General features: G+C 61.7%; 29 protein-coding genes. 12 read left to right on the forward strand and 17 right to left on the reverse strand.

From position 1 onward, the window contains the following. The first annotated feature begins 58 nt into the window (after positions 1-58). Complete coding sequence (locus DFR67_RS04230; protein ID WP_110468158.1) at positions 59-1276, forward strand: IS110 family RNA-guided transposase; 1218 nt, start codon at positions 59-61, stop codon at positions 1274-1276. A gap of 273 nt (positions 1277-1549) precedes the next feature. Here DFR67_RS04230 and DFR67_RS04235 read toward each other — a convergent pair whose 3' ends face one another. Further along, positions 1550-2587 (reverse strand): ABC transporter substrate-binding protein, encoded by a 1038-nt coding sequence (locus tag DFR67_RS04235; protein WP_158539884.1) that lies wholly within the window; start codon positions 2585-2587, stop codon positions 1550-1552. A gap of 119 nt (positions 2588-2706) precedes the next feature. Here DFR67_RS04235 and DFR67_RS04240 point away from each other — a divergent pair, with 119 nt between their 5' ends. Further along, entirely contained in the window at positions 2707-3519 is an 813-nt protein-coding gene (locus DFR67_RS04240) for a helix-turn-helix domain-containing protein (protein WP_110468160.1), read from the forward strand. Positions 3520-3743: 224 nt separating this feature from the next. On the opposite strand, the gene DFR67_RS04245 is transcribed toward DFR67_RS04240, so the two are convergent. The 3 genes from DFR67_RS04245 to DFR67_RS04250 form a co-directional block, all read right to left on the reverse strand. Continuing rightward, positions 3744-4211 carry an HAD family hydrolase gene (locus tag DFR67_RS04245; protein WP_211324935.1) on the reverse strand — a complete coding sequence of 156 codons (468 nt, stop codon included), beginning with the start codon at positions 4209-4211 and terminating at the stop codon, positions 3744-3746. A 45-nt stretch (positions 4212-4256) separates the two neighbouring features. Further along, positions 4257-4397, reverse strand: coding sequence for a hypothetical protein (locus DFR67_RS30900; protein ID WP_211324936.1), 141 nt, complete (start codon positions 4395-4397; stop codon positions 4257-4259). A 138-nt stretch (positions 4398-4535) separates the two neighbouring features. Continuing rightward, a complete protein-coding gene (locus DFR67_RS04250; RefSeq protein ID WP_110468161.1) occupies positions 4536-4910 on the reverse strand; it encodes a VOC family protein in 375 nt (124 codons plus the stop codon). Positions 4911-5346: 436 nt separating this feature from the next. On the opposite strand from DFR67_RS04250, the gene DFR67_RS04255 reads away from it, so the two are divergent. From DFR67_RS04255 to DFR67_RS04275, 6 genes are all read left to right on the forward strand, one after another. Continuing rightward, the gene (locus DFR67_RS04255; RefSeq protein ID WP_110468162.1) at positions 5347-6243 is read left to right on the forward strand and encodes a hypothetical protein; all 897 of its coding nucleotides are present in this window, start codon (positions 5347-5349) and stop codon (positions 6241-6243) included. A 320-nt stretch (positions 6244-6563) separates the two neighbouring features. Then, positions 6564-7001: an Hsp20/alpha crystallin family protein gene (locus DFR67_RS04260; RefSeq protein ID WP_110468163.1), complete on the forward strand. Its 438-nt coding sequence runs from the start codon at positions 6564-6566 to the stop codon at positions 6999-7001. 165 nt (positions 7002-7166) lie between these two features. Next, entirely contained in the window at positions 7167-7328 is a 162-nt protein-coding gene (locus DFR67_RS30390) for a hypothetical protein (RefSeq protein ID WP_158539885.1), read from the forward strand. Positions 7329-7348: 20 nt separating this feature from the next. Continuing rightward, the gene (locus DFR67_RS04265; protein ID WP_146240360.1) at positions 7349-7591 is read left to right on the forward strand and encodes a hypothetical protein; all 243 of its coding nucleotides are present in this window, start codon (positions 7349-7351) and stop codon (positions 7589-7591) included. 154 nt (positions 7592-7745) lie between these two features. Continuing rightward, on the forward strand, positions 7746-8609 hold the full coding sequence (locus DFR67_RS04270; protein WP_146240361.1) for a hypothetical protein: 864 nt from the start codon (positions 7746-7748) through the stop codon (positions 8607-8609). 23 nt (positions 8610-8632) lie between these two features. Further along, positions 8633-9913 (forward strand): hypothetical protein, encoded by a 1281-nt coding sequence (locus DFR67_RS04275; protein ID WP_146240362.1) that lies wholly within the window; start codon positions 8633-8635, stop codon positions 9911-9913. Between the two features lie 11 nt (positions 9914-9924). Here the strand turns inward: DFR67_RS04275 and DFR67_RS04280 are convergent, their stop codons facing one another. Further along, positions 9925-10482 (reverse strand): dihydrofolate reductase family protein, encoded by a 558-nt coding sequence (locus DFR67_RS04280; RefSeq protein ID WP_110468167.1) that lies wholly within the window; start codon positions 10480-10482, stop codon positions 9925-9927. 655 nt (positions 10483-11137) lie between these two features. Here DFR67_RS04280 and DFR67_RS04290 point away from each other — a divergent pair. Further along, positions 11138-11899 (forward strand): 2-phosphosulfolactate phosphatase, encoded by a 762-nt coding sequence (locus DFR67_RS04290; RefSeq protein ID WP_110468169.1) that lies wholly within the window; start codon positions 11138-11140, stop codon positions 11897-11899. 274 nt (positions 11900-12173) lie between these two features. Here DFR67_RS04290 and DFR67_RS04295 read toward each other — a convergent pair whose 3' ends face one another. From DFR67_RS04295 to DFR67_RS04335, 9 genes are all read right to left on the reverse strand, one after another. Next, positions 12174-12608 (reverse strand): STAS domain-containing protein, encoded by a 435-nt coding sequence (locus tag DFR67_RS04295; protein WP_158539886.1) that lies wholly within the window; start codon positions 12606-12608, stop codon positions 12174-12176. 241 nt (positions 12609-12849) lie between these two features. Continuing rightward, entirely contained in the window at positions 12850-14163 is a 1314-nt protein-coding gene (locus DFR67_RS04300; RefSeq protein WP_110468171.1) for a sensor domain-containing phosphodiesterase, read from the reverse strand. 159 nt (positions 14164-14322) lie between these two features. Continuing rightward, positions 14323-15945 carry an HNH endonuclease signature motif containing protein gene (locus DFR67_RS04305; RefSeq protein WP_110468172.1) on the reverse strand — a complete coding sequence of 541 codons (1623 nt, stop codon included), beginning with the start codon at positions 15943-15945 and terminating at the stop codon, positions 14323-14325. A gap of 274 nt (positions 15946-16219) precedes the next feature. Next, positions 16220-16429, reverse strand: a complete 210-nt coding sequence (locus tag DFR67_RS04310) for a hypothetical protein (RefSeq protein ID WP_110468173.1) — start codon at positions 16427-16429, stop codon at positions 16220-16222. A 49-nt stretch (positions 16430-16478) separates the two neighbouring features. After that, a complete protein-coding gene (locus tag DFR67_RS04315; RefSeq protein ID WP_158539887.1) occupies positions 16479-16958 on the reverse strand; it encodes an arsenate reductase/protein-tyrosine-phosphatase family protein in 480 nt (159 codons plus the stop codon). Between the two features lie 1255 nt (positions 16959-18213). Further along, entirely contained in the window at positions 18214-18822 is a 609-nt protein-coding gene (locus tag DFR67_RS04320) for a hypothetical protein (RefSeq protein WP_110468175.1), read from the reverse strand. After that, positions 18792-19280: a hypothetical protein gene (locus DFR67_RS04325; RefSeq protein ID WP_110468176.1), complete on the reverse strand. Its 489-nt coding sequence runs from the start codon at positions 19278-19280 to the stop codon at positions 18792-18794. The genes DFR67_RS04320 and DFR67_RS04325 overlap by 31 nt, the downstream gene beginning before the upstream one ends. Positions 19281-19446: 166 nt before the next feature. Further along, positions 19447-19686: a glycosyltransferase family protein gene (locus DFR67_RS04330; protein WP_245937715.1), complete on the reverse strand. Its 240-nt coding sequence runs from the start codon at positions 19684-19686 to the stop codon at positions 19447-19449. Further along, complete coding sequence (locus tag DFR67_RS04335) at positions 19664-20305, reverse strand: hypothetical protein (protein WP_110468177.1); 642 nt, start codon at positions 20303-20305, stop codon at positions 19664-19666. The genes DFR67_RS04330 and DFR67_RS04335 overlap by 23 nt, the downstream gene beginning before the upstream one ends. A gap of 1105 nt (positions 20306-21410) precedes the next feature. Between DFR67_RS04335 and DFR67_RS30395 the strand changes: the two genes are divergently transcribed. The 3 genes from DFR67_RS30395 to DFR67_RS04350 all read left to right on the forward strand — a co-directional run bounded on the left by DFR67_RS30395 (position 21411) and on the right by DFR67_RS04350 (position 23359). Then, the gene (locus DFR67_RS30395) at positions 21411-21572 is read left to right on the forward strand and encodes a hypothetical protein (RefSeq protein WP_158539888.1); all 162 of its coding nucleotides are present in this window, start codon (positions 21411-21413) and stop codon (positions 21570-21572) included. Between the two features lie 306 nt (positions 21573-21878). Continuing rightward, positions 21879-22742 (forward strand): alpha/beta hydrolase, encoded by an 864-nt coding sequence (locus tag DFR67_RS04345; protein WP_245937716.1) that lies wholly within the window; start codon positions 21879-21881, stop codon positions 22740-22742. Positions 22743-22792: 50 nt separating this feature from the next. Continuing rightward, a complete protein-coding gene (locus DFR67_RS04350) occupies positions 22793-23359 on the forward strand; it encodes a YdcF family protein (RefSeq protein WP_110468180.1) in 567 nt (188 codons plus the stop codon). An 11-nt stretch (positions 23360-23370) separates the two neighbouring features. Here DFR67_RS04350 and DFR67_RS04355 read toward each other — a convergent pair whose 3' ends face one another. The 3 genes from DFR67_RS04355 to DFR67_RS04365 form a co-directional block, all read right to left on the reverse strand. Further along, on the reverse strand, positions 23371-23742 hold the full coding sequence (locus tag DFR67_RS04355) for a hypothetical protein (protein ID WP_110468181.1): 372 nt from the start codon (positions 23740-23742) through the stop codon (positions 23371-23373). Continuing rightward, entirely contained in the window at positions 23739-24107 is a 369-nt protein-coding gene (locus DFR67_RS04360) for a hypothetical protein (RefSeq protein ID WP_110468182.1), read from the reverse strand. Before DFR67_RS04360 ends, DFR67_RS04355 begins: the two co-directional genes overlap by 4 nt. A 725-nt stretch (positions 24108-24832) precedes the next feature. Then, positions 24833-25669 carry an SGNH/GDSL hydrolase family protein gene (locus DFR67_RS04365; protein ID WP_158539889.1) on the reverse strand — a complete coding sequence of 279 codons (837 nt, stop codon included), beginning with the start codon at positions 25667-25669 and terminating at the stop codon, positions 24833-24835. Positions 25670-26057: the final 388 nt, after the last annotated feature.

A 26057-nucleotide genomic window follows, 5' to 3' on the forward strand; every position in this document is an offset into this window, starting at 1 on the left:
TAGAAGAATGCTGGCGGAGCCGTCCACCCCTTGGGCATACTTCGACGGAAGGGACTCTGTGACAGCAGAATCGGATGCAGTTTGGATTGGCATTGACATCGGTAAGGCAGCTCACCATGCCGCTGCGATCGACAACACCGGACGACTGCTGTGGTCGGTCCGCGTGCACAACGATCAGCACAGCATCGAGCAACTCCTGTCGAAAGCAGAATCTTCGTCGAGGATGCGTGGCTGGGCCGTCGACCTCACGTCACCCGAATCGGCACTGCTGCTCGCAGTCCTCATCGGAGCTGATCAGGCGGTCACGTATGTGCCGGGCCGGGTCGTCCACCGTATGACCGGCGCTTTTCCTGGTGAAGGCAAGACCGACGGTAAAGACGCCGTCGTGATCGCTGAAACAGCGCGTCTTCGTCGTGACCTGAGCACCGTCACGGCGCCCGACGACGTCGTGGCCGAGCTTGGGTTGTTGACGGGTTACCGTGCGGACCTGATGGGTGAGTGGGTTTCTCGGATTAATCGTTTGCGGTCGCTGCTGTTGCGGGTGTTTCCCGAACTCGAGCGGGCGTTCGACTACACCACCCGCACCGGGCTGGCCCTGGTGAGTCGTTACTGCACCCCGGCCGCCATCCGGGGTGCGGGCGCAGAGGAGATCAGTGTTCATCTCCGCGAGCTGGGCGTCCGACGTCCCACGATTCCTGGCATGGTCTCCAAAGCGCTGGCTGCCGCAGAGGCGCAAACCATGGCAGTGCAGGCAGAGTCGACCACCGAGCAGCTCGTCACCCGCCTCGCGCGGCAGCTGTTGGACCTCGATCACGAGATCAAAGCTCTCGACAAACAGATCACAGCATGCTTCCGCAGCCACCGCCAGGCCCAGATCATCGAAAGCGTCCCTGGCGTCGGCGAGCGACTCGGTGCCGAGTTTCTGGCCATCACAGCTGGTGACCTCGCCGCATTTGGCACGGCCGGAAGACTTGCCTCCTATGCTGGTCTGGCACCGGTCCCTAATGATTCGGGAACACGCAGCGGAGTCCTGCACCGGCCCAAGCGGTATCACCGGCGCTTGCGTCACGTGTTTTATATGGCTGCCTTCAGCAGCGCCCAACGCGACGGACCGTCCCGTGAGTTTTACCAGCGCAAACGCGCGGAGCACCAACGCCACACCCAAGCCACGATTGCCCTGGCGCGGCGACTCGTCGACGTCCTCTGGGCGTTGATTCGGGATGACCGCGAATGGCAGCCCGAGCGCCCGTCAGGACATCAGTTGAAGGCAGCGTAGCGAGCGGACCAGCGCTCCACTTGGGTGTAGCCGGTTCTTCTTGCTCCGGCTACTCTCACCGCGCCGTGCCCTCGTCCCTACCGAATGGACTATCCCGGTTCCGATCCGTGTCGCCACTGTTTCTACAGTGCTCGAGCGTCTGTACTTGTCCACCCGCACGCTCGACCCCACCGGCCGAGGTAAGTCCGGGCCGCGGGCCGCCAACTATCAGATGCTGCGACCTAACCCATCTCCAATTTGACAGTCCCCGTGGGTGACCGGCCCGGCGACGGGTCAGGATGCCGTGTCGATTGACTGGATCGCTTCGGTCAGCGCAGTGATCTGAGCTGTGTAGCTGGTGTAGTTGTTCGTGGCATCAGTGGTCCAGTCGGCGACATGTCCGGCCCGGGCTGCTTCGAGGAACTGCCAGGTGGGGCGTTCGCGTTCCAGGGTGGCCAACGGGGTGGAGTAGGAGCGGGTGTCCAGCAGGATGAGGTCCGGTTGGTAGTCGCCGACGCTTTCCCAGCTGACCGGGGAGAACGATCCTGAGTTCTCGGTTCGCGCTACGGGGGAGCTGATCAGTGTCAGTCCCCACTCTTGGTAGTCGAGAAGTTCGGGGAACTCCTCGTTGATAGCGATGTAGAACTGGTCCGATGGTGAGATCGCCATGGCGGTCAGGTCTGGCTTGGCCGCGATCGCGGCCTTGAGGTTCTCGACTGCGGCATCATATGCGGCTCGCTCCTGGGCAATTGCTCCCTCATTGGGATCGGCCCCGAGATCGCGTGCAAGATTTTGGTAGGTGTCCAAGATCTTGGAGGACGGTTGTTGCGCAGAGACCGTGACGATCGGCGCGACCTCGCCCAGACGCGTGGCGATATCAGAGTCGCTTGACCCGATTCCGCCTAGCGCGTCCCCGGCGTAAGCGCCAGTGACAATGAGGTCAGGTTCGAGCGCCGCCACTGCTTCGAGGTTGATCTCACCGTATGCCTGTCCGACACTTTCGATCCCGCTGAGATCAAGCCCCTCAAGGGGGATGCTGTCGGCGAAAGAACTACCACCCCACACCCCTACCGGGGTGACCCCGAGCGGTATCAGCGCGGCGGCGGCCTGCTCGCTGGCGACGATGCGGGTAGGCACCTGGTCGAGTTCGACAACCGCGCCGCGCGAATCGGTGTACGTGAACTGAGCCGAACCACCTGCCTCCTCGTTAGCGTCAGTACCGCACGCAGCAACCGCCACCACCGCCAACGCAGTCAGCGCCGCAGCAACTATCTGGTGTGGTCGCCGGCGGCGAGCACGAACTCGCTCATGGGGGTCAGAACGTGTGGTCATGGGTGTAGGTGTCCTTAGGTTCGTGGAGCCGATGCCTCCAAGTGAACCTGAGGCTAACCTAACTCGGAGCAGGCTTCTATCGTCGCAAAAAGACAGCAATATTTGGAAAGAGACACCCAATGGCCGCAGTAGCGCGCAGTACGGAGCTGACTCCCAGCTTTGTGGCGGAGAATATTTCCACACGGACATCTGAAGATTTTCGTGTCTTCGATCAGATTGTTCACACCGACACTCGTTACGAGGTCCACAGTCACGCCGAGCACCAACTGGCCTGGATGCGTGAGGGGACGATGCGGGTCGAGATCGGTTCGATGCAGTGGCACCTCCATGCCGGCCATCTGGTGTGGATACCCAGCTACACCGCCCATGCCATGAGCGTCTGCGCCGGCAGGCTGGTTTCGGCCTACGTGGACCCCACCATTCGTCCCGTCGGGGACCGATGGGACGCCCCGCTCGTGCTCGGGCTTGATGAGCTGCCATCCCAGATACTGCTGCACCTATGCGACCGGACCCGGGCACACGATGAGCGCAGTCAGTGCCAGCGCCTGTTGTACAGGCTTCTCGAAGTGGCACCAGAACGCACGGACGTACTCGCACTTCCCCGCGATCGCAGGGCAAAAGCGGTGGCCATGGCATTGCTTGAGCATCCAGCGGATTCACGAACACTCGACGATTGGGCGCGTTCGTCGGAAACGAGCACGAAAACCCTGGCACGAGCATTCGCCGCCGACACCGGGATGACCTTCGCGCGGTGGCGCACGCACGCTCGCGTGTATGCCGCCCTCGACCCACTACGGGCCGGCGAATCCGTCGACGCCGTCTCCCGACACGTCGGATACCGAACCAGCACCGGGTTCATCAACGCTTTCACCGCGATCTTCGGAACCACCCCAGCACGCCACACCCGACACCACACCCCACGCCGCCCGTAGGGGTGCCGCACCTGGTTAGCGGATTCCTCATCCACAATCCCGTCATCGAGTCCGACCCTTCAAAGCCTCAACCACGGTGCCACCCTTGATTCGCTGCGTTGCGTCTACGGCTCAGGTGACGAACAGCCCGAAGTGGCGCGGGGCCAATACAAGCGCGACCGCGCGGAGTCGGTCCAAACCGGGACGTTGCCATGCTCGTGGGGGCGAATATTCGTCAACCAGGCTCAGTCAAGCCCGCGTTCCCACTGCTGTAGCCAGGGCACGACCTCGGTGAGATCCTGGGCAGTCATGGCTGTGGTGGCCACCTTTCTGGTGGCCGTGTCGGCGTTCAGCGCAAGCGTGGTCTGGAGGGCGCTGAAGAGGGGAATGTCTGAGCGGCTGTCACCGATCGCGCAACACCGCTGTGTCGGCACCCCCCGTTCAGCCGCGAAAGCTAGCGCCCGGTCGCGCTTGTCGTATTCATTGAAATGCTCAGCTACCGTGCCGTCATAGACCAAACCAGAGATACCGACGCGAGGTCCGCCATTGGCGGTGAAGCCATGCCGTCTGGCCATCGCAGTGCTAACGGGCTGCCACGCCAGGGAGGCAAGAACTGGCTCCAGCCGACGGCTTCGGCACCAGGACACGACCTCACCGATGCCGGCGATCAGCGGGAGGTCGTCGAGCCAACGATCCACGACTTTCGTGCTCACCCCTCGCCAACCCTTGGCGTCGATGACTGCTGACTTCTTCATTGGTCAACTCCCGGCCGCGTATCGCCGCTCGGCGTGATCGAGTTCGCTCTGGTGACCCAGGCGCGCCGCGAGAAAACTACCGCTGGACATCGACGGGACGAGCGTTCCGTCGATGTCGAAAAAGACGATGCCTCGCGTGATCACCCATAAAGCATATCCAGCCTGGCATCGTCATCCATGTCGTGCGACAGCAGCCAGGTCAGGTGCTCACCCCAGCCGCTGCATAGCGCGCTTGATCAGGTGTTGAAGTGGCGTGAGGGGCTGTTCCGGCTGTCGGCGCCGTCATACATACGGTCGAGTCAAGAACTCCACCAGGTGGCCGCCCGGGTCGAGGACATAGAGTCGACGTCCGTCGTCTTCGACGCCGATCTGGTGGGGTTGGGAGCGTCGCGGATCGCCCCAATAGTCTTCCCGAGAATCCCTCAGCCAGAACAGGATTCGGTCAAAATGTTCGTCGTCGACCATGAAAGCGAAGTGCAGGGAATCAAAGCTCGTGGGAGGCACTGCAAACTGTAAGAGCACCCCGTCGGACATGATCAGATTAACGAACGGCCCCCAGGACGGGGCGCCCACGATTTCGAGCAAATTTCGGTAGTACGCAGCGGATGCATGGGCATCTTGAGCCGCAATGACTATGTGGTTGAAGCGAGCAGTCATCAGTTTCCCATCGTCGAGTTCGGCACAGGTTGGATCGCAAACTCAGCGGCGGGTGGTCCCCTCGATGGAGGACGCAACTGCAAACGCCAGCGACTGTGCCTAAACGCAACCACCCTGGACGAGCGCGCGGTCCACGACCCAGATAGGACGTGGAAGCGTCGTGCGGCAGGCGTTCGTGTGTCGCGGCTAGTCACGCGAGCAGAAAGGGTGCAACGAAATCATCGTGCGACTCCCAGTGTTCGACGCCTCCATGCCTGACACAGACTGCCACCACACGCGACGCTCCATCCATCGTAACTGACGGACACCGACCGCATCAGACGCCAGCGGTTTCAACGGTCAGCGGCGAACCTGCCGACTGAGAGCTGAGAACGATGCGATGGGGTCTAAGCGGTTCAAGAGTTGCTTCCCGCATTGAGATCTCCCAATCGCCGCTTTGCTGGTAGGAGACAAAGCCACCGAGTACATCTTCCCCGGGACGGTCACCTCTGGTAGAGCGATCCGAGCCACGGCTGACGGGTGCACGATCACCGAAGGCCGGGACACCTACCGATGCGTGGTCGGCGAGCCTTTGATCAAAGCAACTGTCACACGGGGCGTCACAGTCGACGGCGTCGAGCGAACCTTCGAACGCGTGGACGGGGACACGTATCGAATCGTTCTCACGTCGCGGACGGGCCGAACGGAGGTCGATGCAATCCCTCCCGGCTGGCTCGTGGTGGCAACCACGGTCGACGACGGGGACTTCATCAGCGCGGTACAAGACCGCGGTGCACCCGATAAACCGACGTATCTCGTCCGCATCACAACCGCGGGCGACGTCACGTCTGGGCCCATGCTCCCGAACGACAAGCGAGATTGGGACAAGCGGATAACGCTGGTCAACAAGCCGTTGCGAGTTTTGCAAGAGCGGTGGGTCACAACCGTCGGCGAGGGACTTAGTCTCGCTGAACCGATCCCGTTCCGGCAGCCTCTGCTGTGGGCCGGGCAAGCGGGCGATACGGCATGGATCGTCACTCATCCACCGTCCGCCAAAGGTTGCGGCCCCGACCCATGGTGGCCGCTGCCGGGACCGGTCGACTACGACCGGTCCCAAGGCCAGTTCTGGCTGCTGACCTTCCTCGGTTCGGATTCGCGACCGCTGGTGAGCTACCCGACCTCGGATCCTCGTCCGAGCGTGGCGGTGGATCGCGCGGGCCACTTCTGGATCACTGACCGTGGTCTGCGACGGCTGCCTCCCGAACCGATGGCATGGTCAGACCCGGTCGACTTTGATGCGGCCATCACCTCCACGATCGCAGCGACAGTGGACGCTGAGATGGACAAGGAATGACGGCTGAAATGCCGACGGCCCTGTCGTCCGCGGACAATTCATCACCGAGATGCGTCAGCCGCGGAAGATCGTCACCCAGCCAGATGGGCGCGTCGAGTTCGCGAAGGCATGCAGATCACTGCAAGTGGAACAGTTTCTACCAGGTGCCTCAGATCACGCGGGTGCTGGCCAATGATGCTGTGCGGCAGTACGTCCGACCGAAGAAAGTTCGCCCGAAACGCTTGGCACTCTGGCCGGAGGAGTGCTAAAAATGTAGTGCACAGTGATTGGTCGCCCGCCAGCCGGTGGCGGGCAGCGAGTGACATAGGAGGTGGGTTGCTGTGCTTCGTTTTGATCCTTTCGGTGATGTGGATGCGTTGACCCGCGGGTTGCTGCAGTCGGCGGGATCGTCTCGAACTCCTCGGTTCATGCCGATGGACCTCTGCAAACTCGACGGACACTATCTGCTGACTGCTGATCTGCCCGGTGTCGATCCTGGGTCGGTGGACGTCAGCGTCGACAACGGAGTGCTGACTCTGTCCGCTCAGCGCAGCCCTCGCTCCGAAGATGGCGTCCAGTGGCTGACAAACGAACGCCCCTTCGGTAGCTATCGGCGGCAGCTCTCTCTCGGAGACGGGGTCGACGCGGCCGGCATCACGGCGCGCTACGACAATGGTGTTCTGTCCGTCACGATTCCGATTGCGGAGAGAGCCAAGCCCCGCCGTGTCGAGATCGAACATCCTGACACCCAGCAGTCCATCGAGGCTGCTGCCGGCTGATCCGGCCTGAGTCCAAATAATGGCCCGGTCAGCGGGCCCGTCCATGTGGTGTCGCCCAGTGCTTGTCCTGGGCGGCACCACTTTTCGATGCTGACCAGGAATACCGAGCGTCACGGCGTCGTTGTCAGACGCGAACAACGACTCGACGTCAGAAAGGAGACAACAATGCCCTACCTTCCCTCGACAATGTCGTGGACGTCATCGGTTGCCGTTGGTGATGCCCGGCCCCGTGACGACGAGCCGAGCCCCGGGTTGTGGGGATGGCTCACGGTTTTAGCTGTGCTCGGCGCGTTCGCTGCGGCGTTGGTCTTCGGCGTGCCCCAATGATGCAGATGGCACTGGTAGACATGACTTCTGAGCTGAATCGATCGGCGCCCTATCAGTGGTTGGAGCGAGTTCGACGCGTCGTGGCGGCCGACAGGTTGCTGGCCGCAGCGGCTGTCTTGATCATGGTTGGACTACCGTCGTGGATCATTGTGCTTACGGCGACGTCCAGCTTGGTCCTCGGGGCGGCGGTCGCCGTGGCGACCTGCTCGACGCTCGGTTCGATCGGATTGGTGGCCATTGCGCTGTGGTCCAAAAGACGCTGACGTAGTTCCCTGCGGTTGCCAGGTATAACCAATCTGCTCCACTTCCAGGAATCCGCTCCGCTTCCAGTGCACTGGAAGTGGAGCGGATTGCTACAAGTGGAGCAGATTTTGGCTCGTGTCCACTCCTCAGACCGCGTCCTCGTAAGCTCGACCGATGAGAACACCATCGTGGGTGGAATTGGTTGGGCGCAATGTCGCTGCAAGTGCGCTGTCGATGTCCGGGTCATTGCGGGTCTCCGGCAAGAACAGGCAAGCCGAACCGTTCGACGAGCGCTTCGATTTCTGGCACGGCGGCGGTGGGCAGTGGCGTATCGAGCGTGACGGCGAAGTCGTCTATCTCGCGGCAGACGAAGAGACAGTCTTCGTCCTCATCGATGGTGAACTGCAGCGTCAGTCCGGCGGTCGCATCCGGATGGCGTGGGTGGGATCGATGTTCAGTCCGCTGGATTTGCTGGGCGAGAACTCGCTACTGAGAAAGATGAGTTCTGGCATGCGGGCGAGTCGCGGGGCAGATCGTATCGACATCGGCGGAAGGGCAGCGTGGTTGACGGAGTTGGCCACGTCGAAAGGCGACGGAAACATCGAACTTGCCTTCGACGACGCCACTGGGCTTCTGGTGCTTCTCCGAAGCCCGAGCGGTGGCCTGCTGGAGGTCACCAATCTCGCGGTTCACGACCAGATCGACAGTGAACGTTTCACCTGGGACGGCCCAGTTGCCGATGCAGATCCAGGCAAGGACGATCCGCTAGTGCAAGCCGCCCAACGAATCGAGATACTCAGCGCGATATCCAGTGCCCTCGACCGGCCGCAGGATTTGCTGCAGGCGGTCTCCGGTACCAGGGACGGCCATCAGGCCAAGGCGGCTGTCATCGACCTCCTCGGCGTCACTGACACAGGAGCTGACGCTGTCCTCGCGATGCAGATCCGGCGTTTCGGTAGCGCTGAGAAGGGCAGGATTCAGGCGGAGCTGACTGAACTGCGTAACTACGTCGCCGACTATTCGACCACCGACCGATGAAAGGCGCGAGTTCGGTACCAGACATGGTCAAGCGGCTGGTGGCGCCGGCCGCAGTCGCGGTCAGCGCGTTTGTTGCGATGGTCGTACTAATGACCCGACTAGGCGGGGGGAGCTCGCTTTTCGAGAACGCGGACGCGTGGCGAGTGCTGTTCGAAGGCGACACGGCATGCGTGACGCTGGCTGCGGTGATCGCTGTCGTCGTGGGCAGCGTGCTGCGCGACCGCGCCATCGCGGTGGCCATCGGCTGCACCGGGTTGGTGTTAATCGGTGTTGTCGCGGCAATCGGAACGTCGGCGAGCTGGTCAAGTTACGGCCTCGCAGTCGCCGCCGGGCTGGTGATCGCAGCGGTGGCGTTGGTGGCCGCGCACGGGACCGACCGAAGTGTGTTGCAGGCTTGCTTGGTCGGGGGAGCATTGGCCGCCATATGGGTGGCCAGGCAACTCCAGCAGAACCACTCGGAGGTCTACGCTTTTGGCGACTACACCCCGGTCGGAAGACCCACTGATTGGCAACTTCTGATCGGCGCGAGCATCGCCCTGGCGCTGCTCGCCGGGTCGTGGTTCACCAGGGAGGCTCCGTCGGTTACCAGCAGGCTCGTCGGCGCCGCGTCGACGGGCCGAATTATTATCCTGGGGATTGCCATACCCGTTGCCGCGTTGTTGCTGTGGTGGTGGTTCGTCGGCACCGAGATACTCGGCGACAACACGGACACCGGTACCACCACGTGGGCCTACGGCTTCCTGTTGGTGCCGTTGGCGGTCGGCGGTGTGCTCTGGTTGCCTGGACGCGACGGTCTTGTTTTGCTTGCGGTTCTTGTGACCATGGCCGCCGTCGCGACAGTGCCGCGCTGGCAAGGGTCGTGGCCGCTTCCCGTGGTGTTCGTCGCTCTGATCGTGGTCGGCATTCTGACCGGGCGTCGCTGGCCCTCGCCACTGATAGCCATGGGAGTCCTCCTGGTGTGCACTTCGGTGACGGTCATCGATCAGTCGCCCTGGGACTTTGCAGGAATTGTTGCCGCGTTCGTCGTTCCGGCGATCGGTGGTCACGTCGTCGCAGCGAGCCTGCCCACGACTGCCGGGCTCAGCACAGTGGCAGTGACAGCGCCGGCCACTCTGGCCGCCATGACCGTCATCTCGGTGGGGTGGGTCGCGTACGGCAGTTCCAGCCCGTCGGGCTTCGACGAAGTCAGACCCAGTACTACCGAGCTGGTCATTTCCGTCGCGACGATCGTCGCGTGCGCTGCAGCGGCTGCTGTCGTCCTCCGCCGCACACCTTCAGCCGATGCGAACCTGGTACGCGAGTAGATCTTGCGGCGTCAGCGAGAGACGCTATATCGCAGATACATCCAGCCTGATACCGGAAGGATGCGGTGCTCGTCCAGCGTCAGGCTGAGTTGGTGGCCCGGTGGATAGAACGGCTTGCCACCGCCCAGCATCGTTGGCACCACGAAGGGGTCGATCACGTCGATCAGATCCACGAGGGACGCCGCGAGCTGGGCGCCGCCGACGCTCAGGGTGCCGTCGGTATCTGCTTTGAGCCGCTCGACCTCGGCGTGGGAGTCGGCGCTGCGCACGAGCCGGCAGCCGTCGGGCACAGAGTCCAGCGTGTCTGAGAAGACGACGCGTGGCGTCTCGGTGTATACCCGGGCGAACTGGGCCTCGGTGTCACCGCCGTCGGCCCGCTCCGGATCGGTCCAGAACTCTTCCATCATCTCGTAGAGTCCCCGTCCGAACAGAAACACAGCCGTGTCCTGAGCCTGCTGGTTGGCGATCCTGTGTATCTCATCGTCGGGCGCTGAGAAGTCGATACTCCCATTCGGTTCTTCGATGAAGCCGTCGAGTGAGATGTGCATGCTGTAGGTCAAGATCCCCATATCGCTCCTCCGTCTATGTCGAGAAGGTAGACCACCGAGGATCGGCTAATTCATCGCTGGTTTCCGCCCCGGATACGACACGAGTTGCAAGCCCCCGCTGATAGCGACAAGGGGCCAGCAGACGACTGCCACCCACAGGCTTGGATTGCGTTCACCATTGGCCAGGTCGTAGACCGCGAGCGCGGCCAAAGCGATGCCGGCGACGACACAAATCCATGCAAGTCCCGAGCGGGCCCACGAACCGGGCGGTGTGCTGCCAGTAAAAGTCACGGTACTAATTTACCTGCGCCCGTCCGTCTTCGCTGTGCAAAGCCGTTTGCACAAAACGTGTGATTGATCCGCGGCACGTGAACCGCGCCACAAGTCGGTTCCGCATATTGGTGGGATCAGGATACGGTTCGTGCGCGCAGGTAACTACCGTGCATCCACAAAAGAAATCGGGGATTCAAAGTGGGATCAGTTGGAACAATCATCGGCATCTACCAGCTCTACAAGTTTCTCTCAGATCTCGGTCTGATCTGACGTTTTCTGTTTGAGAGCGAGACCCCGGTGACTGCGGCGCTGCGTGTCGATTGGGCGTCGGGGTCTCGCGCCTCTCCTCGAGATGGTGTGATCCCGCTCGGGTGTGAGAGGACTACATCTGTAGGGTCCACCCATGAACCCGGCGCATCGACAAGAAAACTACGCTGTCCGCTTTGATTGGGGACTTGCTGGTGCACAGGCTATCTCGCAGGGGTGTGAGGTGGCGGTCGTGGTCGACATCCTGTCTTTCACCACCACACTAAGTGTTGCCCTCGATGCCGGAATCACCGTGTATCCCTACCGTGTCGGCGGCGAACACGCAGAGGCGTTCGCCGATGAGGTCGACGCAATTCTGGCCGTCGGACGGTCGGTCGCGTGCGGAGACCAGATCAGCCTGTCCTCGCCGACAATCCGCAATCAGACAGTCGTCCCGCAGCGATTGGTCTTGCCGTCCCCGAATGGTGCAACCATCAGTTACGAGCTCGCCGCTACAGCCGTAACCGTGATCGGTGCCAGTCTGCGTAACGCACGCGCCGTCGCGACCTGGATCAGCGACACGTACCCACCCGGCACCACCATCGCGATCATCGCCGCCGGCGAACGATGGCCGGACGGCTCATTGCGACCCGCCGTTGAAGACATGTGGGGCGCCGGTGCCGTACTTCACGAACTGGCCGCACATGGACGAGGCGAGGGTTTTTCGCCAGAGTCCCGGGTTGCCCGCGCTGCCTGGACCCAGGTCGAACCCGCTCTCGCAGCTGACTTGAGAGACTGCGCGAGTGGCCGCGAACTGGTCGATGCCGGCTACGCCCAAGACGTGGAGATCGCAGCAGAAATCAACTCCAGTACCCATGTGCCCGTACTGCGCGCGCATCGATTCGTTCCAGCGAACTGAAGGCGCCGCCGGCGTGTGAACTCCTGCACCCAGACCGCTGCGAGGGGATTACTGTGGCGTCATGGGAGGGGATCTACGTGGTGAGTAGCACGCACTGGCTCTTTGATGAACTCGACATCATTTTGGCTGTTGACCCGGTTAAGAACAGCTCGAACTAGTGTGGGCTTGAACTAATCTGCTCCACTTCCGCAGATCTGCTCCGCTTCCAGTGCGCTGGAAGTGGAGCAGATCGCTGGAAGCGGAGCAGATTAGTGTCAGGTGGGGACTGCGCCGGTCAGGCGATCAGAGCTTCCGTGTCGTCGCGGTCTGCATGGATGAACGTTGTGATCGCCGCGTCGACGGTGGGGGAGATGGACAGAAAGTCGTCTAAACCAACGAGTTTCATGGGCCTTGCTGTCGCAGGACCGCTGGCCACGATGCCTACATGGCCATTTGGTGCGATCGTCGACTGGGCATCGACCAATATCTGCATGCCCGCTGAGGACAAGAATGTCGTGCCTGTCAGATCGAAGATGAGGCAACGTGATTCGACTGTGAGCGCGGTCCGAACTGCTTCGGCGAGTTCTGGCGCGGTCAGTAGGTCGATCTCGCCCATGACCGAGAGAATCGTCGTACCCTGTCGCCGCATGGTTACTACGCTGAACGGGGCGCCTTCGTAAGGCTCGAGATCGTCATTTGCGGAAAAGAAAGATGAGGATTGCGTTTGCACGGTGGTTGTCCCTTCGACTACCAACTGTGCTGACTAGTCGTGAACAGAACTACGACTGTCAGAAAATGGCTCGGACTGCACCGGGGTCAATGATGCCACAGAATCCTTACTGGTGGGTAACAAAAGTCACTCTCCGCAGGTCACGGGGCACTGTGGTCGCCAGATGTCCGGTTCGATGGCGATTCCCACGCAGATTTCGGTCAGCGAGCTCCACCGGCGTCGACAACCAGGGGTTGACTCATCAGCTCGGCCTCCCGACGCGAAGGAACGTTGGGAAGGCGTGGGCGGGTTGCGCGGCCGACCAATGGAACCCTTGTCCGTACCGGGCGCCGATGACGCGCGCTTGGTGTGCCTGTTCGGCGGTTTCGATACCTTCGATGACCAAGAACTGACCGAGTTCGTCGGTCAACGCCGTCAACGCCCGAGCGATGGCGCGACCGGTGGGTGTTTGTACCGAGGAACCGACTGCGCGGTCGGCCTTGAGTCCGTCGACGCCGAAGGAGAGAAGATGCTCGGCGGGCAGCCAGGGTCCTCCGATGTCGTCGAGCACGACGATGTAACCACGCTCCTGCAGATCGTTGATGACCCGGGAATCTATGAATGCGGTGGTGGGGACTGCGACGGTTTCCGTGATCTCGAGAATGATCGACTCCGCCGCGACACCTGCGGCCGTGGACACCTTGTCGATGCGGTCGACGCAGTCAGGGCGGTAGAAGTGGTGGGCGGACATGTTGACGGCGACCTTCACATTGGCGGCGTCGGTGTCGGTGGTCCGCCACCGTTGCAGATCGTCGAGCGCACGCGCCAACATGGCCAAATCGAAATCAATGATCAAATCCGTGTTCTCGATCAACGGCACGAATGCACCCGGCGGGAGAGTGCCGAGGGTGGGGTGAAGCCACCTCGCCAATGCCTCCACTGCAATCAGATCTCCGGTCTCCAAATCGATGATCGGCATATACCAGGGCACGATCTCGTCGTTGTCGACTGCGCTTGCTACCTCGCGGACGCCGATCTGAGTCGTCGTGACCGCCTGTTCGTGAGGTTCTCCGTTCGCTTGACCGGTGGCGGAGAAGTAAGTCCCCCGTGATCGAGCGGCATCGAGCGCATCGCCGGCGAGGATGGCACATCGCTCGAGCGCCGAGATATCGATGGCCTGCTCTGGATGTGGGTCGTGATCGAGGACGCAGACGGTGGCCACCGGGAGGCCCTCGCGTCCGAGCACGGGGACGCCCGCGTACGCGCGGAAGCCCACATCATGCATCAGTGTCACCACTTCGGAATTGCCGCTGTGGTCGGCGGCGTCGGGAATGACTATCGGCGTGTTTCCGGCTATGACTCGGGCGCATCCAGATAGACGCAGCGGCGCGACAATGCCTGCACTGATTCCGTGGGCGGCGATGGTGTATTGATGGGCGCCGTCGACCACGTTGACCATGGCAATCGGGCACCCGGTGATCTGAGCGGCCAGCTCGACAACCGCAGTCAGTCCAGGTGTCGTTGCCAATTGGGTGTAGTGCGACGCCGAGCGTGCGCGGCGGTCGTCGTCGGCCATGGGTCAGACTCCTCGGGGTCTCAGGGGTTGAGTCTGCCGAAGTATGAGTATTACCGATTCCATAGCGGGAATGGGGCCACAACGCGTCTTTTGCGGTGATAACTATGTCTGATTCGGCCGCCGTCCCGTATCCACGTATGGGTGGAGCGTGCTGCGAGATCAGGCTGCGTCGCTGAACCAGTCGTCTGGCGGCGGTTCCGGGTCGGGGAATTGTTCGAGTTCGGCGATCCACCGTTGCTCTTCGGTATGCCAATCCGGGTGCGTGGCCCGCCACTCTGCCTCGAAAAGTTCTTCTTTGGCTCTCTGCCGGAACCAGGCAGCGTGCGCTTCCTCGGCTTCCTCCCGGGCGCGCAGCTGTGCCACCGTGTCCTGAAAGTGGCGTTCGGGGAAGTGAGTGTCGTTGGGAGTGAGGGGGTCGTCGGTGCCGCGCTGGCGCCATCCGACACGTCCCACCCACCCGGGCGGGCCGGTCCCGGAGGTGATGATCTCGGTGATCCAGCCGTGCTCGCCGTCGTGGATCTTGGCATGGTCGGGATCGCAGACCAAGGTGAGGACGGTGATGTCGGTATAGCCGCCGTTCTTCCATTCGCGCATGTGGTGCACGGCTGTGCGCGTGGCGGGTTGGTCGCATCCTGGACAGGAGCAGCCGCGCTCGGCAGCGATGAGGGCGATGCGTTGGTCGGCCGAGGCCAATCGCGCTTCGCGGCCGAGAAACAGCGGTCGGTGGGCGTTGTCCAGGAGTGCTAGGAACTTTCGACTCGAGCCGGCGAGCGCCAACGCGTCTCGGATCGGGAGCGTGCCACCGGAGGCGGTGGTGGCGATCCCGATTTGCTTCTCCAGTTCGTCCAGGGTCATCGTGGCCACGACCTTGGCGGCTTGCCCACGGTGTTGGCCCACTGCACGTGAACCCACCACGTGTTCGAGCATGCGGTGGAACGCGTCGTGGTTGCGTTGCTCTTGACTGCGGTCGTCGCGCTCGGCAGCGGCGGCCAGCGTGTCGCCGTCTACCGAATCGCCGTCGCCACTGGGAGATTCCGGATCGGCCGGGTTGTTCATTCCTGCGCGGGCCCACTTTTCGGCCACGACATCCCACAGGGCCCGGGTCGCGGGCGTCAGGTTTCCCGAGATCTCCGACATGTGGTCGAGGCCGGCACGGGACGCTTTGAAGGCTCTGTTGCGGGCACGGTCGGCGTCGTCGGTCAACTCGCCGTCTGGGTTGAGGTAGGCGATCAGTCGTTGTGCAGCTTTGGTCAGGTCTTCGGGTGACATGGTGCGCGCGTAGGCGGCGAGGTCGGCTTCGACGTTCGCCCAGATCTCTGGGCTTCGCAGGATGTGGGGGAGTGCTTTCAACGTCTTGTGGATCACTCGATAGTGAGCGAACTCGATGGCGCCGTCGGTCAAGGCCGCGGCCGTTGCCGGGTAAGGGGCGGGGAGGAGGTCACCGGACAACTCGCGGCGGTAGCCGACACGCTCAGCGGCTTTGTAGCGTGCACCGGCGTGATCGACGTTGAGGTGCAACAACATTGAGAGATATTTGCCCGGCTTCACACCGCGCTTGGCGGCGAGGCCGCGTTCGCGTATCTCGAGTGCCCACCGGATGGCGAGTGCGTCGTCACGGCGCCGACCCGTCTCGACCACTTGGGCCGTTTCGGTCACTTGCTCGTCTGACAACGTCGTCAGCGAGACCCGAGTCAGGCGCTGTGAGATCGCCTCGCGCGCAGCGACCAATCCGGCGGCATCCAGACTCTGGATGACGTCGAGAAGATCGACCGATTCGCTCATGTGTTCGACTATGCCATAGGCCTCTGACAATCGCTTCTATCCAGGTCAGTAGGGGTGTGACTCGTTCTCGGACCGCGCTCTGACGGCTCAACCGAACTGTCTGTCGTAGGTCGGCGCTACCGTCAGCACTGCCTGGCCGGCGGGATCGCCCCCGATCCATTTCGTCCCCCCGGAAGCGCCGGCCAGGCTTCAACGCACCTCACATCGCCGGCCGAGACCTCGACCGCACGAACAGTTTCCGCCCCACACGCATAGTTCGTGGTGCGCTGCACGACTAGCGTCCGGGCGGTACGTCGATTTTGCGATCGCGGGCGACCTTGTTGGCGTGGTCGAGTTCGTCCCGACTGCCGTTGTGCCGAAGTTGGTCGCCCTCGGGAGTGGTGCTGTCGAACGCCGCCTGCGTGCGCGCTCTCAGTTCCTTGATGTATTCCACGAGTTCGTCTTCGCTCATGGTTTCGGGCGTGCGATGCGCGTTTTCCGTCATTGCCTCAGTATGCCCAGAGAAGAAGCGTCGAAGCGGTGTTGATTCCCCGTTACAGCCCCCGGGTGATCACGGGGATCGCAGCGTCGACAGCCTCGGCGATCTCAGCGGCGGCCCTGTCGAACTCTGCGGCCGGTTTACCCAGGGGATCCGCGATGTCCAGAGACGCAGCGTTCCGGTCTGCGCTGACGGCAGGGTCGAGGCCCGCTTCGCGAAGAGTGATGATCGTGCGCCACCGGATCGGCGCCAACTGGCGGGCTGCTGCCCGATGGTCGCGCGCCAGGCACAGGACCAGGTCGCTGTCGGCTATCAGGGGAGGGGTGAGAAAGCGGGAAGCGAACGGTAGTGGATCGAGCCCTAGAGCCCGCAAAGCTCGGGCGCTCTCGGGGTGCATGTCGTGGCCGTTCATGGCGCGGGTACCGGCACTGGAGACGGTCCAACCCAATCCGAGCTCGCTGCTCCGCTGTTCGAGCATGCGCTGGGCAATCGGTGACCGGCAGATGTTGCCGGTGCACACCACAAGAATTTTCACCGGTTCAGTATGCGTGCTTCGGCGTCGATCAGTGTCGCGGCCGCTGGATGGCTTCGCCTGCACTACCAGTCCTGCTGTGTGTGAGCACGATTGAGTCGAAAAACTCCCGCCGAGAGTCTTGCGGGCGGTACGAGTGGGTGCTAAAACATCTTCCACAGAGATGTGGTCGCGCCATCGGAGTGTGGCGGGCCAGGACGATGAGGGAGGTGCCTATCGACGTAGCTTGTGCTCCGTTGCGCCCGGTCAGATGGTCGTGCCGGGGTATGCAACTCAGTAGTCCAGTCGCCGCCAGGTGACTGATCCCTGTCCTCGTGGTGGTGCCGTCCGGATGCCGGGCGGCACCACCCTTACTTGATAGCCACCGGGTGCTGCGCCTCCCCGGAACCCCGCCTGTATTGTTCGCCGTGACCCCTGCAGAAACCATGGGGGACAACGTGTGACCATGGGCGTCGGCATTGCTCTCGCCTCTGGGACGACGGCATTTACAGCCGAACAAAAGGGAGACATCAATGTCTACATACACCACAATCGACGCCGCCATCGACGGCTTCCTCAACACAACTCCGTGGGCGATGGACCTCTTGCGCTTCTTCCTCGCCGGACTGCCGTGATCTAGAGCATCGGCAATGCTTCATTAGGTAACTCTAGGATGCGGGCCGGCTCGCCGAGGACATTCTCTCGGTGACCGGCCCGTTGTCATGCGCCGGGAAAGTCGAATAGTTCGACTCAGGCGCCGGGTAGTGCATTCAGATGAATGGCATGTGTTTCCGGAAATTAATTCGAACTTGCCGCCCCACTTCTCATATGACTCTCTATGCTGAAGCGGCACGATGCCTTTGTCCCGACCGTTCAACTCTTATCATCGATAAGTATGTTGACATTTAAGGAGTGAATTATGACCTCAGTATTCAATGTGGACATCCTCGAGATCATCGCATTCATCATCTCGACGTTCGGATCGTAACCACCGTCGTTTGATTTGAGAGAAAGATCTTGTACGTCTGACCTGGCCTTCCGGCGTTTCATCGCCTTCGGGGGCCAGGTCAGTCGCGCACAGGCGTGACCGACATTTCCCGAAACCAGAACTCGGTGTTGTCGCCGCGCCAGCCGACTCGCCCAGGCTGCAGTTGGGGCGGCCGTTGTTGCGCACCGATATCGATTGCACCGAGTACGAGTGCGCCGTCTTGGTGGACGGCGAGGGAAACAAAGTCATCGGATACGCCGATGTCTACTTTGAAATTTGTCCATGCCCGGGTTATTGCCGGAAGCGGTGCCGTGGCGGTGGTGCGATATACGCCGGACCCGCTGCCGCGGGAGCCTTACGCTTCCACACGATCGTTTCCGAACGCCGGACCAAAGTCACCGCGTACAGATCGTCAGGGGAGCGGTACCCGAACAGAAGATGGACACCGTCGTAGTCCTGCTCCGGGGTTCGTTCGGTTGTGATCGGCTCATCAGCCCATAATTCGCACGTCATAGCGAAGCGGTCGAAGTCCTGACGCTGGAACAGAGCCCTCAGGACAGCTGGACCGGTCGCCTCCGTCGAGCCGGAGTCTGGGGAGTTGCCGTCGATGGGTCCACTCCACCCACACCCACCGTCATGAAACAACGATCCGCTGGTCACAGTCCAGTCTGGTGAGCTGACGGCCCCTTCACCCTCGGGTCGACGCTGCGCGAACTCATTGGTGACGAGCCCCCGTCCTGCAGCGAACGAGGGCGCCCAGACCTTGTCCGCGGGCGACCCGTGGCCGCCACCGCACGCTGCCAGGCCGCCGGCCGCAATCACGCCGAGACCCACCCTCAAGGCGTGGCGCCGCGAAACGTTCGCGTGGATCAACGCGGCGCGATCTGCAGATTTGTCCACGCGGGGAACGGCTGCGCCGGCGCTGTTCTGTTGCCGATCACACTGAAACCTCCGCGGCCGTCGTTTGACGGAACACTGGCGACGACCGCGCCGTCAACCCAGATCTGGGTCCGCTCCGGCGACACCGTGATCTTGACGCCGTGACTGGGGCCGGCCCGGAGCACCGTGGTGGCGGCCGTCTGGTTGGCCGAGCCGGTCCGCACCCGCAGCCCGGTGGACATACCTTGTCGGATGTCGATTGCAGTGCCGGTCAGTGTGTAGTCGGTCCACTGATCGGTGCGTTGCGCCGCCCACAGCGCCTCGGTGTAGGTCAGGGTGTCGGCGTCGAATCGAACGATTACCGAGGCCAGTTCGCTGTCGTCGACCGGACCGCGGAAGTATCGTCCGGGTTCGAGCCAACTGCTGTCGACGGCAATGGGGTCCTTCGTGGCAACGGGCAGGGTCTGCGCACCCCGCATGCGTTCGAACAGTGCACGTTCGGTGTCCCCGCGCTTGATCTCCAGTCGTTCCAGCGGGGTGACCTGTTCGGCGGAGACCGGTGCCGGCGCTATCGCGTGGCTCTGATTGGTGAACGCAGCAACGTAGTGATCGCGGACGATCTGCGATGAGATCTCGACCGCGGAGTTACTGATGCGTGAGCTCGGCGCCGAGAATGGGGTCGTTGGCCCAGGCGGGGAGGTAGTTCCAGGTGGCGTCGCGGCGGAAGACCGCAAGCGGTCCGGAGACGCACGTGACCGAGCCGACCGACGACTCGGCGGCTTTCACGACGCGGAACGATCTCTCGTACCACGTGTCCTGAACCTTTGTCAGCAGCGTGGAGTCGGCGTTGAGAGCGGCGAGGTCATGGGCGCCCGCGAGATTCAAGTGACTCGACGTAAGGGGGTAGGCGCCGCCCGTCGAATGGCTCGAACCAGTTCTCGAACTCCACAGATGTCATGTTGCATCGGCCGAGGTCGGCATCGCTCTCGTCGGAACCGAACGAGTGGCCGTTACCTGGGCCGACCAGCAATTCTCGTGCCAGAGTGGATCGCCAGTCCTCGGCGAGGTCGAGGCCATAGGTGTCTTTGTAGAACTGCACGTGATCGAACAACACGCGGACCAGGAGCTCTTGAGCGACGCAGTCCGGCGGCGACCATTCTCGCGTCAGTCGGGCGAACAGATCGGCTCCTGCCACGATCAGTTTCTGCACGAATTGGAAGTCGTACTTTCGAGCGAAACGCCTCGGTAGGAACGGCAGGATGGTCCCGTCGGCGGTCATTGCCGCCTTGGACTCATCCGCAGACCTGCCGAGGAGATCTTCGAAGAGCCCATCCATGACGTATGCGGAGGCGCACCACAAAGCGGCTGAGAGGGCGTCAGCCTGGTGTTGCTGGACCGCTCTGGCGGTAGGGTCGTCTTCCATCGGGTCGACGCCGAGAAGTTCTGGTGGGACGCCTGAGACCCGGCGAGCGTTGCGCATGAATTTGGTCGTCGATTCGCCCATTCGCGGCCTCCGGACCGATAAGTCGGGTTACGGAAATATCTTCTCGGCGTATTCAATCTCTGATCAGTTGCAGTCTGCCCAAGGCTAGATACTGCTAAACGCGTCAGTTTCCGGAGATGCTCGTCCGATGAGATAAGTCAGCCGCTATAACGTCCCGGCGCTCTGTTCGACCGAGCCTGTCGACGGGCGTTCGCCATCGGCATCGGTCGGAGCGAATGGGGTCAAAATAGAAAGCAAGCCGACCTAACGGTGACTTTGCTTACTCGCAGTAACGAGGGGGGGTGCCGCCAGGGGACGCTCAACTACGGCTTGGTGGGTCGTGGTCTCACACGCGGAGCGACCGCGGGGCGTCGATTGACACCGCGGTGGAGGTCAACATGACTGGGCGAGAGAAGATTTGGCCACGTTCGATGCCCGACGTCGCATCACTGAAAGGCGGTTGAGCGTGAATTTGCTCTCGAATATCGGCACGCCTGACCATTTGGCCGACCGTCAACGCAACCGCGACCGACGCGAGTATCCATACAACGGCCCCGATGCCGCTCCACCACCACATTGGCAGAATTATGACCACCGAGGCCCCAGAAAGAAAGCCAGATCGCAGAATTGATTGTGACGATCACTAAGGCTTATCCAAAGGACGGTTTCGCCGATAGGCGAGAGTTCGCATTGCGCCTGCGGTAGTTGCGACGGATTCTGACCGTCACGATCAATTGCAACACGGATTCCCTCTAACTGGATTTCCTGCTCCATACTCGTTCGGGTGTGGTGGTGGTGGGTCGGCATAGGAGCCGTCGTGTGGGTACTCGTGGCGATCGCGGTCGCGGTGCTCATCGGACGGGTGGTGAGCCATGCCGATCTGGAGGACGAGGCCGAGACGTTGCGCCGAAATGAACGTCATCGGCCAGCAGACTCGGGTAGAAAGCGACGTCCTCCGTCGTGGCGGTCACGGTGAGCCGGCTGCTGTGCTCTACGTCGGCGACAGCAGTGCACGCACCGACGAGCGATAGACCGGGGTAATTCGGCGTGACTCTCGGCCGCCTGTGACCGACATGAGACCGTTCTGACTCCGTTTCCACCCCCTGAGATATCCATACTGGACAACATGTGGATTGGCATCGCAGCTGTCGTCGTGGTGTGGGTGTTCGTGGCGATCGCGGTCGCGGTGCTCATCGGACGGGTGGTGAGCCACGCCGATCTCGAAGAGAAGGCTGAAGTCTTGCGCCGAGAAGACCGATCCCGGGGCCTGCCGACCTTTTCCGCCTGAAGTCACCGCTGATTCCCTGGGCGCTGCGGTGCGCAGGAGAGCTAGATCGCCGAAGTGCAAATGTGCCCGAATTGTCGGAGAATCATCCGTGGTTGGTTGCTGGGTGATTGAGAGTCGGGGACAATGAAGAAACTTTCGCGTGCTGTCGTGTGTTTAGCGGCGATGGCATGTTTTGCTACGAGCGCCCACGCAGTGACAGCAGCGCCTGCCCCGCCGCCGAACTCGAGCGCCACGTCCAGTGGCGACATCGGATACTGGGATCAAGAGTTGGCTCAGCGGGATCGAACGATAATGAACCGGGCTGCGGTGGGAACTGAACGAGAATCAGTGGTGCAGGTGTATTCGAGTGCGATGAAGCGCTCGGTGCCTGTGCATATTCGGCGACCCAAAGACACGGCAACGCCGGCCCCGGTTCTCTATCTGCTCGATGGTGGCGCGAGGTATGCCTCCACCGACATCGCCCGGTATCTCGACGATGCTCACGTCAACATCGTATCGCCCGCAGGCGGTATCAACGCCTACTGGACGGACTGGAAGAGTCCCGATCCCGATGTGGGTGTCGCCAAGTGGGAGACGTTCATGACCAAGGAACTCCCGCCGGTAATCGACGACATGCTCGGGACCACCGGGCGTAACGCGGTGGCGGGGATGTCACGCGTAGGAACGTCTGCTCTGCAGTTAGCGATCGCGAAACCTGGCCTCTACGACGGTGTTGCTGCCTACAGCGCGTGTGCCAACGTGAGCGATCCCGTCGGGCAGGCGCTGATTCGGATCACGATGAACCACGTCGGGGTGGGAAACCCGGAAAACATGTACGGGCCGTCCAACGATCCGGAATGGGCCGCTCACGATCCGTGGGTTCACGCCGAACGATTGCGAGGCACGGCAGTCTTCTTGTCTGCGGGTAGCGGCCTGCCGGGCCGATACGATCGACTGAACGATTCCTACATCGGCGGCGATATAGCTAAGTTGGCGGACCAGATCATCGCTGGTGGCGCGATTGAGGCGGTGACCAATGGATGTACCCGCGCTTTCGCGATCCGTTTGACTGCCCTGGGTATGCGTCCGACCACGCACTTCCGGTTGACGGGCACTCACGCCTGGAGTTACTGGAACGATGATTTCCATGCTTCGTGGCCGATGCTGTCGAGGTCGCTGGGGTTGAGCTGAAGGCTTCCATGGTCAGCGGATGAGGCCGGCCGGAATTACAATCAGTACCAATGAGATGGGCTCGTAGGTTACTGATCGCAGTCTGTGTCGTTCTCGTCGTTTTACCTGTGCTGCTGGGAGTTTCGGGTTACCTGCTGTTCACCAAGGGCCACATGGATCCAGTGACCAGGGCAGATGCGATTGTTGTTCTCGGTGGTGAACACGACGGCCGTGAAGCCTACGGGGTGGACCTGGCCAAACGGGGATACGCCGACACCGTCCTACTCTCGAACCCGTACTGGTCCGGTGACAAGGTCATGAAGAAGGCCTGCGCTGCCTCGACCCCTGAAGTAGAAGTCGTGTGCTTCAAACCGCAACCCGGAACGACTCGTGGCGAGGCAGTCTTCACCCAGCAGATGGCAGAACGGTTCGGATGGGACCACGTCATCGTCATCAGCTGGAGGTATCACCTCTTGCGTGCACGCTTCGTCTTCTCTGAGTGCTTCACGGGGAAGGTGACGATGACTGGAGTACCCCGCGCCTATGACTTCTCACTCGCCAAGTGGGAGAGCGTGTATGCCTACCAGGTGGTGGGCTTTGTGAAGGCAGCGGTGGTGGGGTGCGATCGTTTTCTATAGCGCGCAGTCGTTCATGTGAGCTTGCCGTACACCGTGTACGCGATGTGACTGATCAAGTAGGCGTCAACCGCTGCCAGTGCTGAAATCGCGACATTCTGTAGGACGGTCAGGAAGATTGCACCCGCCCCCTGTGCGGAGATACGCCGTGGAAGGGTGGACATCACCGCAAGCGACGAGCTGGCCCCCGAGAATCCGATCATTGCGGTGGTGACCGACCAGGATGTTTGCGACTCGCCGGCCACGGCGACGGCGAGGAGCGCAGCACTGAACGCGTTCAGCGCGAGGACAATCCGCTGGTCTCGCCACGGCAACAACGTGAGGGCACAGTAGGCGAAGGCGCCGCCTGCGGCGCCACCCAGCGTGACTTGGAGAAACGGACTCATCGAGCGCCGAGTCGGGCGGTGAGCCGGCCCGTGGCGATGGCGCCGGTGGCGACGAAAACCGTTGCGACCAGGTACGCGACGGACATCCAGACGTGAGTGGAAGTCGTGGCAACAATGACCGCGACGCTGAGAGCGCCTAGTCCGCTTGAGAAGCCGAGCGCGAACCAGCGCATAGTTCGTCGATCCCCGCCCGTCGACAACGCGCCGAGTACCACACCGGATACACCGATTGCGATCAGACTGACAGCGAAGTCGTGTCGAGGACCGGGATACCACTCATCGAGCAGCAACCGTGCTCCGGCGCCCAAAGCACCACCCGTTGCGGCACAAATGAGTTCGCTGCCGCGGAAGACGCGCTGAGGCATACCGCCAGTTTATGTGCGGAAGCGTCGTCGAGCAGTCGGCGGCAGTGGGGGATTGGTCACTCCACCACCGTCAAGACGGGTACGGACCCCGGAGACCCCGGGGTCCGTCAATGCTTCTATCCACCCGAGCTACCTGCAAACAGGCTGGTAACAACGAATTGAATAATCTGGCCGAAAACTTCAATGAACCCGAACAGTTCTGACGACATTTGCGATCCTTTCGATCTTTTCTATTGCCGGATGGACTTCGGTCCGACCCGAAGACAGAATGCCCCATTGCGAATAGCCGTGACGCCTTTTCGGGCAATTCCCATGTACGGACGTCTAACAGCGAAGGATTAGCCGCAACTCGGTGCAACCCGAACTAGCGCGGTGGTGGGATCACAGTCGGCACCGCGTGCTCGGATGGACTGACCAACGTGAGCCGTTTAGACCCGTTTCAATTGTAGTAAGATGGCTTACTAGAAGTCGTTTGGATCGACGCCAGAGCAATCACTGTGCAGGTAGGTAGTCGATCAATAGTCGCGATGTTCATCGGCAGCGTGGTTAGCCTCGTGATCTCGAATACCAAGCCGAGGGGTGACGCCTAGCAGGCCGGTCGTAGAGCGTGTCGACTCCGTCTGCCATGCTCGCGCGAACTTTCAGGCAGGATCTACTATCATGCCGGAAGGTTCGGTGGTGGGGCAGCCGTACGGGCATGCTTACTCTCTCGCCAAGCCTTGCAACTACTTGTCGGCTGGCGAAAAGGCTGCAAGGCGCTTATGCAGTTGTTCGGCGATACGCGCATGCCCTGCATCATTAGGATGCCACCCGTCGTCGCTGATTAACTCGGCGCGTTCATCAAGCTCTATAATGGGATTGTCCAGGGCGTCGACGTACGGGATCTTCGCTTCATAAGCACCCCGGGAGTATGCTCTGTTAACATCGGAAAGTAGACCCGCGCCGCCGATCGGCCCAACGAGGGCGATCTGCACACCGGGCCAATATTTGCGTGCTACTTCCACCGTTTCAACTACCTTCGCTTGGACATCAGAAACCGCAAAGTCCGCGTCGTTCGCGCCGGCCTGGAAGATGATGACATTCGGTGAATACGACTTTGTGAAATAAACTTCCTGAAGCCGGTCGCGGTAGTTCCGATGTGCCGCCTCGCTGATACCAGGCGAAAGAAAACCCGACTTACCGACGCCGTTGACCCGGTAGTCGTCCCAGCCCTGGAGCGCAGCGAGTCGCGGCGCGAAACCGAGAGCGGACTTCTTCGTGGCTGCCGAGCCGTCGGTTATGGAGTCACCCAGAAACAACACCTTCGGGTCGTCGGGGATCTGCAGCGTCGGGTAATCCGCCGCGTCCGCGATGCTGGAGTGAACAGGGGTCGCTTCGTGGCCGTTCATTTCGCTAGTGCGTTGACGATCCCAAGCGAATCCGGCGATCAGCGCGATCGCGAGAATCGCTGCCACAAAAACCCCCACGATGGTCGACCGCCTGTCCGGACGTCGAAGATCGGCCTGTGGCCGTCGATTGCTCATTGCCGTAGTTTGCCAGAACGCGAGAACGTTGGTCAGCACGGACAGGTTGGTCCTTTGAACTCGAGACCCGGTGGAGAGGGTGACCCCACAATGTCTGCCGGGCTCGGATGGTCTTTGAGGTTCCGGGCGCGATCTACAGAAGTTGTCTCCCGACGGCCGTCCAATTTGATGGCAACCAAATGTACGGCCTGCGCGAAACCATGAATATACGGAACGTTCTTTTGTAGGGGCAATCAGAATTCTGTCATTCCATGCCCTGTGTGTCTCCGTGAGACGGCGATCTCTCGGCAGATGCGACATGCGTGGGTGGTACGCCCCGCGGTGCACGGTTCGCGGCGCTTGGTGACGGGTTCCTTCGTGATCCGGACGCAACCCGAGTCATTTGTCGGGGGCGCCGTAGAGAAAGCCCTTGAGGGGTCGGTTGCAT

Origin of the sequence: Williamsia limnetica (assembly GCF_003217475.1) — a bacterium.
GTDB lineage: Bacteria > Actinomycetota > Actinomycetes > Mycobacteriales > Mycobacteriaceae > Williamsia > Williamsia limnetica.

What these genes read in the sequence shown, in the direction of transcription:
- DFR67_RS04350 (WP_110468180.1), top strand. Translation starts at nt 22,793, where the DNA reads ATGAGATGGGCTCGTAGGTTACTGATCGCAGTCTGTGTCGTTCTCGTC.
- DFR67_RS04305 (WP_110468172.1), bottom strand. Translation starts at nt 15,945, where the DNA reads ATGAGCGAATCGGTCGATCTTCTCGACGTCATCCAGAGTCTGGATGCC.
- DFR67_RS04325 (WP_110468176.1), bottom strand. Translation starts at nt 19,280, where the DNA reads ATGCGGGGTGCGCAGACCCTGCCCGTTGCCACGAAGGACCCCATTGCC.
- DFR67_RS30390 (WP_158539885.1), top strand. Translation starts at nt 7,167, where the DNA reads ATGCCCTACCTTCCCTCGACAATGTCGTGGACGTCATCGGTTGCCGTT.
- DFR67_RS04280 (WP_110468167.1), bottom strand. Translation starts at nt 10,482, where the DNA reads ATGGGGATCTTGACCTACAGCATGCACATCTCACTCGACGGCTTCATC.
- DFR67_RS04335 (WP_110468177.1), bottom strand. Translation starts at nt 20,305, where the DNA reads ATGGGCGAATCGACGACCAAATTCATGCGCAACGCTCGCCGGGTCTCA.
- DFR67_RS04270 (WP_146240361.1), top strand. Translation starts at nt 7,746, where the DNA reads ATGAGAACACCATCGTGGGTGGAATTGGTTGGGCGCAATGTCGCTGCA.
- DFR67_RS04235 (WP_158539884.1), bottom strand. Translation starts at nt 2,587, where the DNA reads ATGACCACACGTTCTGACCCCCATGAGCGAGTTCGTGCTCGCCGCCGG.
- DFR67_RS04240 (WP_110468160.1), top strand. Translation starts at nt 2,707, where the DNA reads ATGGCCGCAGTAGCGCGCAGTACGGAGCTGACTCCCAGCTTTGTGGCG.
- DFR67_RS04275 (WP_146240362.1), top strand. Translation starts at nt 8,633, where the DNA reads ATGGTCAAGCGGCTGGTGGCGCCGGCCGCAGTCGCGGTCAGCGCGTTT.
- DFR67_RS04310 (WP_110468173.1), bottom strand. Translation starts at nt 16,429, where the DNA reads ATGACGGAAAACGCGCATCGCACGCCCGAAACCATGAGCGAAGACGAA.
- DFR67_RS04355 (WP_110468181.1), bottom strand. Translation starts at nt 23,742, where the DNA reads ATGAGTCCGTTTCTCCAAGTCACGCTGGGTGGCGCCGCAGGCGGCGCC.
- DFR67_RS04290 (WP_110468169.1), top strand. Translation starts at nt 11,138, where the DNA reads ATGAACCCGGCGCATCGACAAGAAAACTACGCTGTCCGCTTTGATTGG.
- DFR67_RS30395 (WP_158539888.1), top strand. Translation starts at nt 21,411, where the DNA reads ATGTGGATTGGCATCGCAGCTGTCGTCGTGGTGTGGGTGTTCGTGGCG.
- DFR67_RS04250 (WP_110468161.1), bottom strand. Translation starts at nt 4,910, where the DNA reads ATGACTGCTCGCTTCAACCACATAGTCATTGCGGCTCAAGATGCCCAT.
- DFR67_RS04300 (WP_110468171.1), bottom strand. Translation starts at nt 14,163, where the DNA reads ATGGCCGACGACGACCGCCGCGCACGCTCGGCGTCGCACTACACCCAA.
- DFR67_RS04360 (WP_110468182.1), bottom strand. Translation starts at nt 24,107, where the DNA reads ATGCCTCAGCGCGTCTTCCGCGGCAGCGAACTCATTTGTGCCGCAACG.
- DFR67_RS04265 (WP_146240360.1), top strand. Translation starts at nt 7,349, where the DNA reads ATGACTTCTGAGCTGAATCGATCGGCGCCCTATCAGTGGTTGGAGCGA.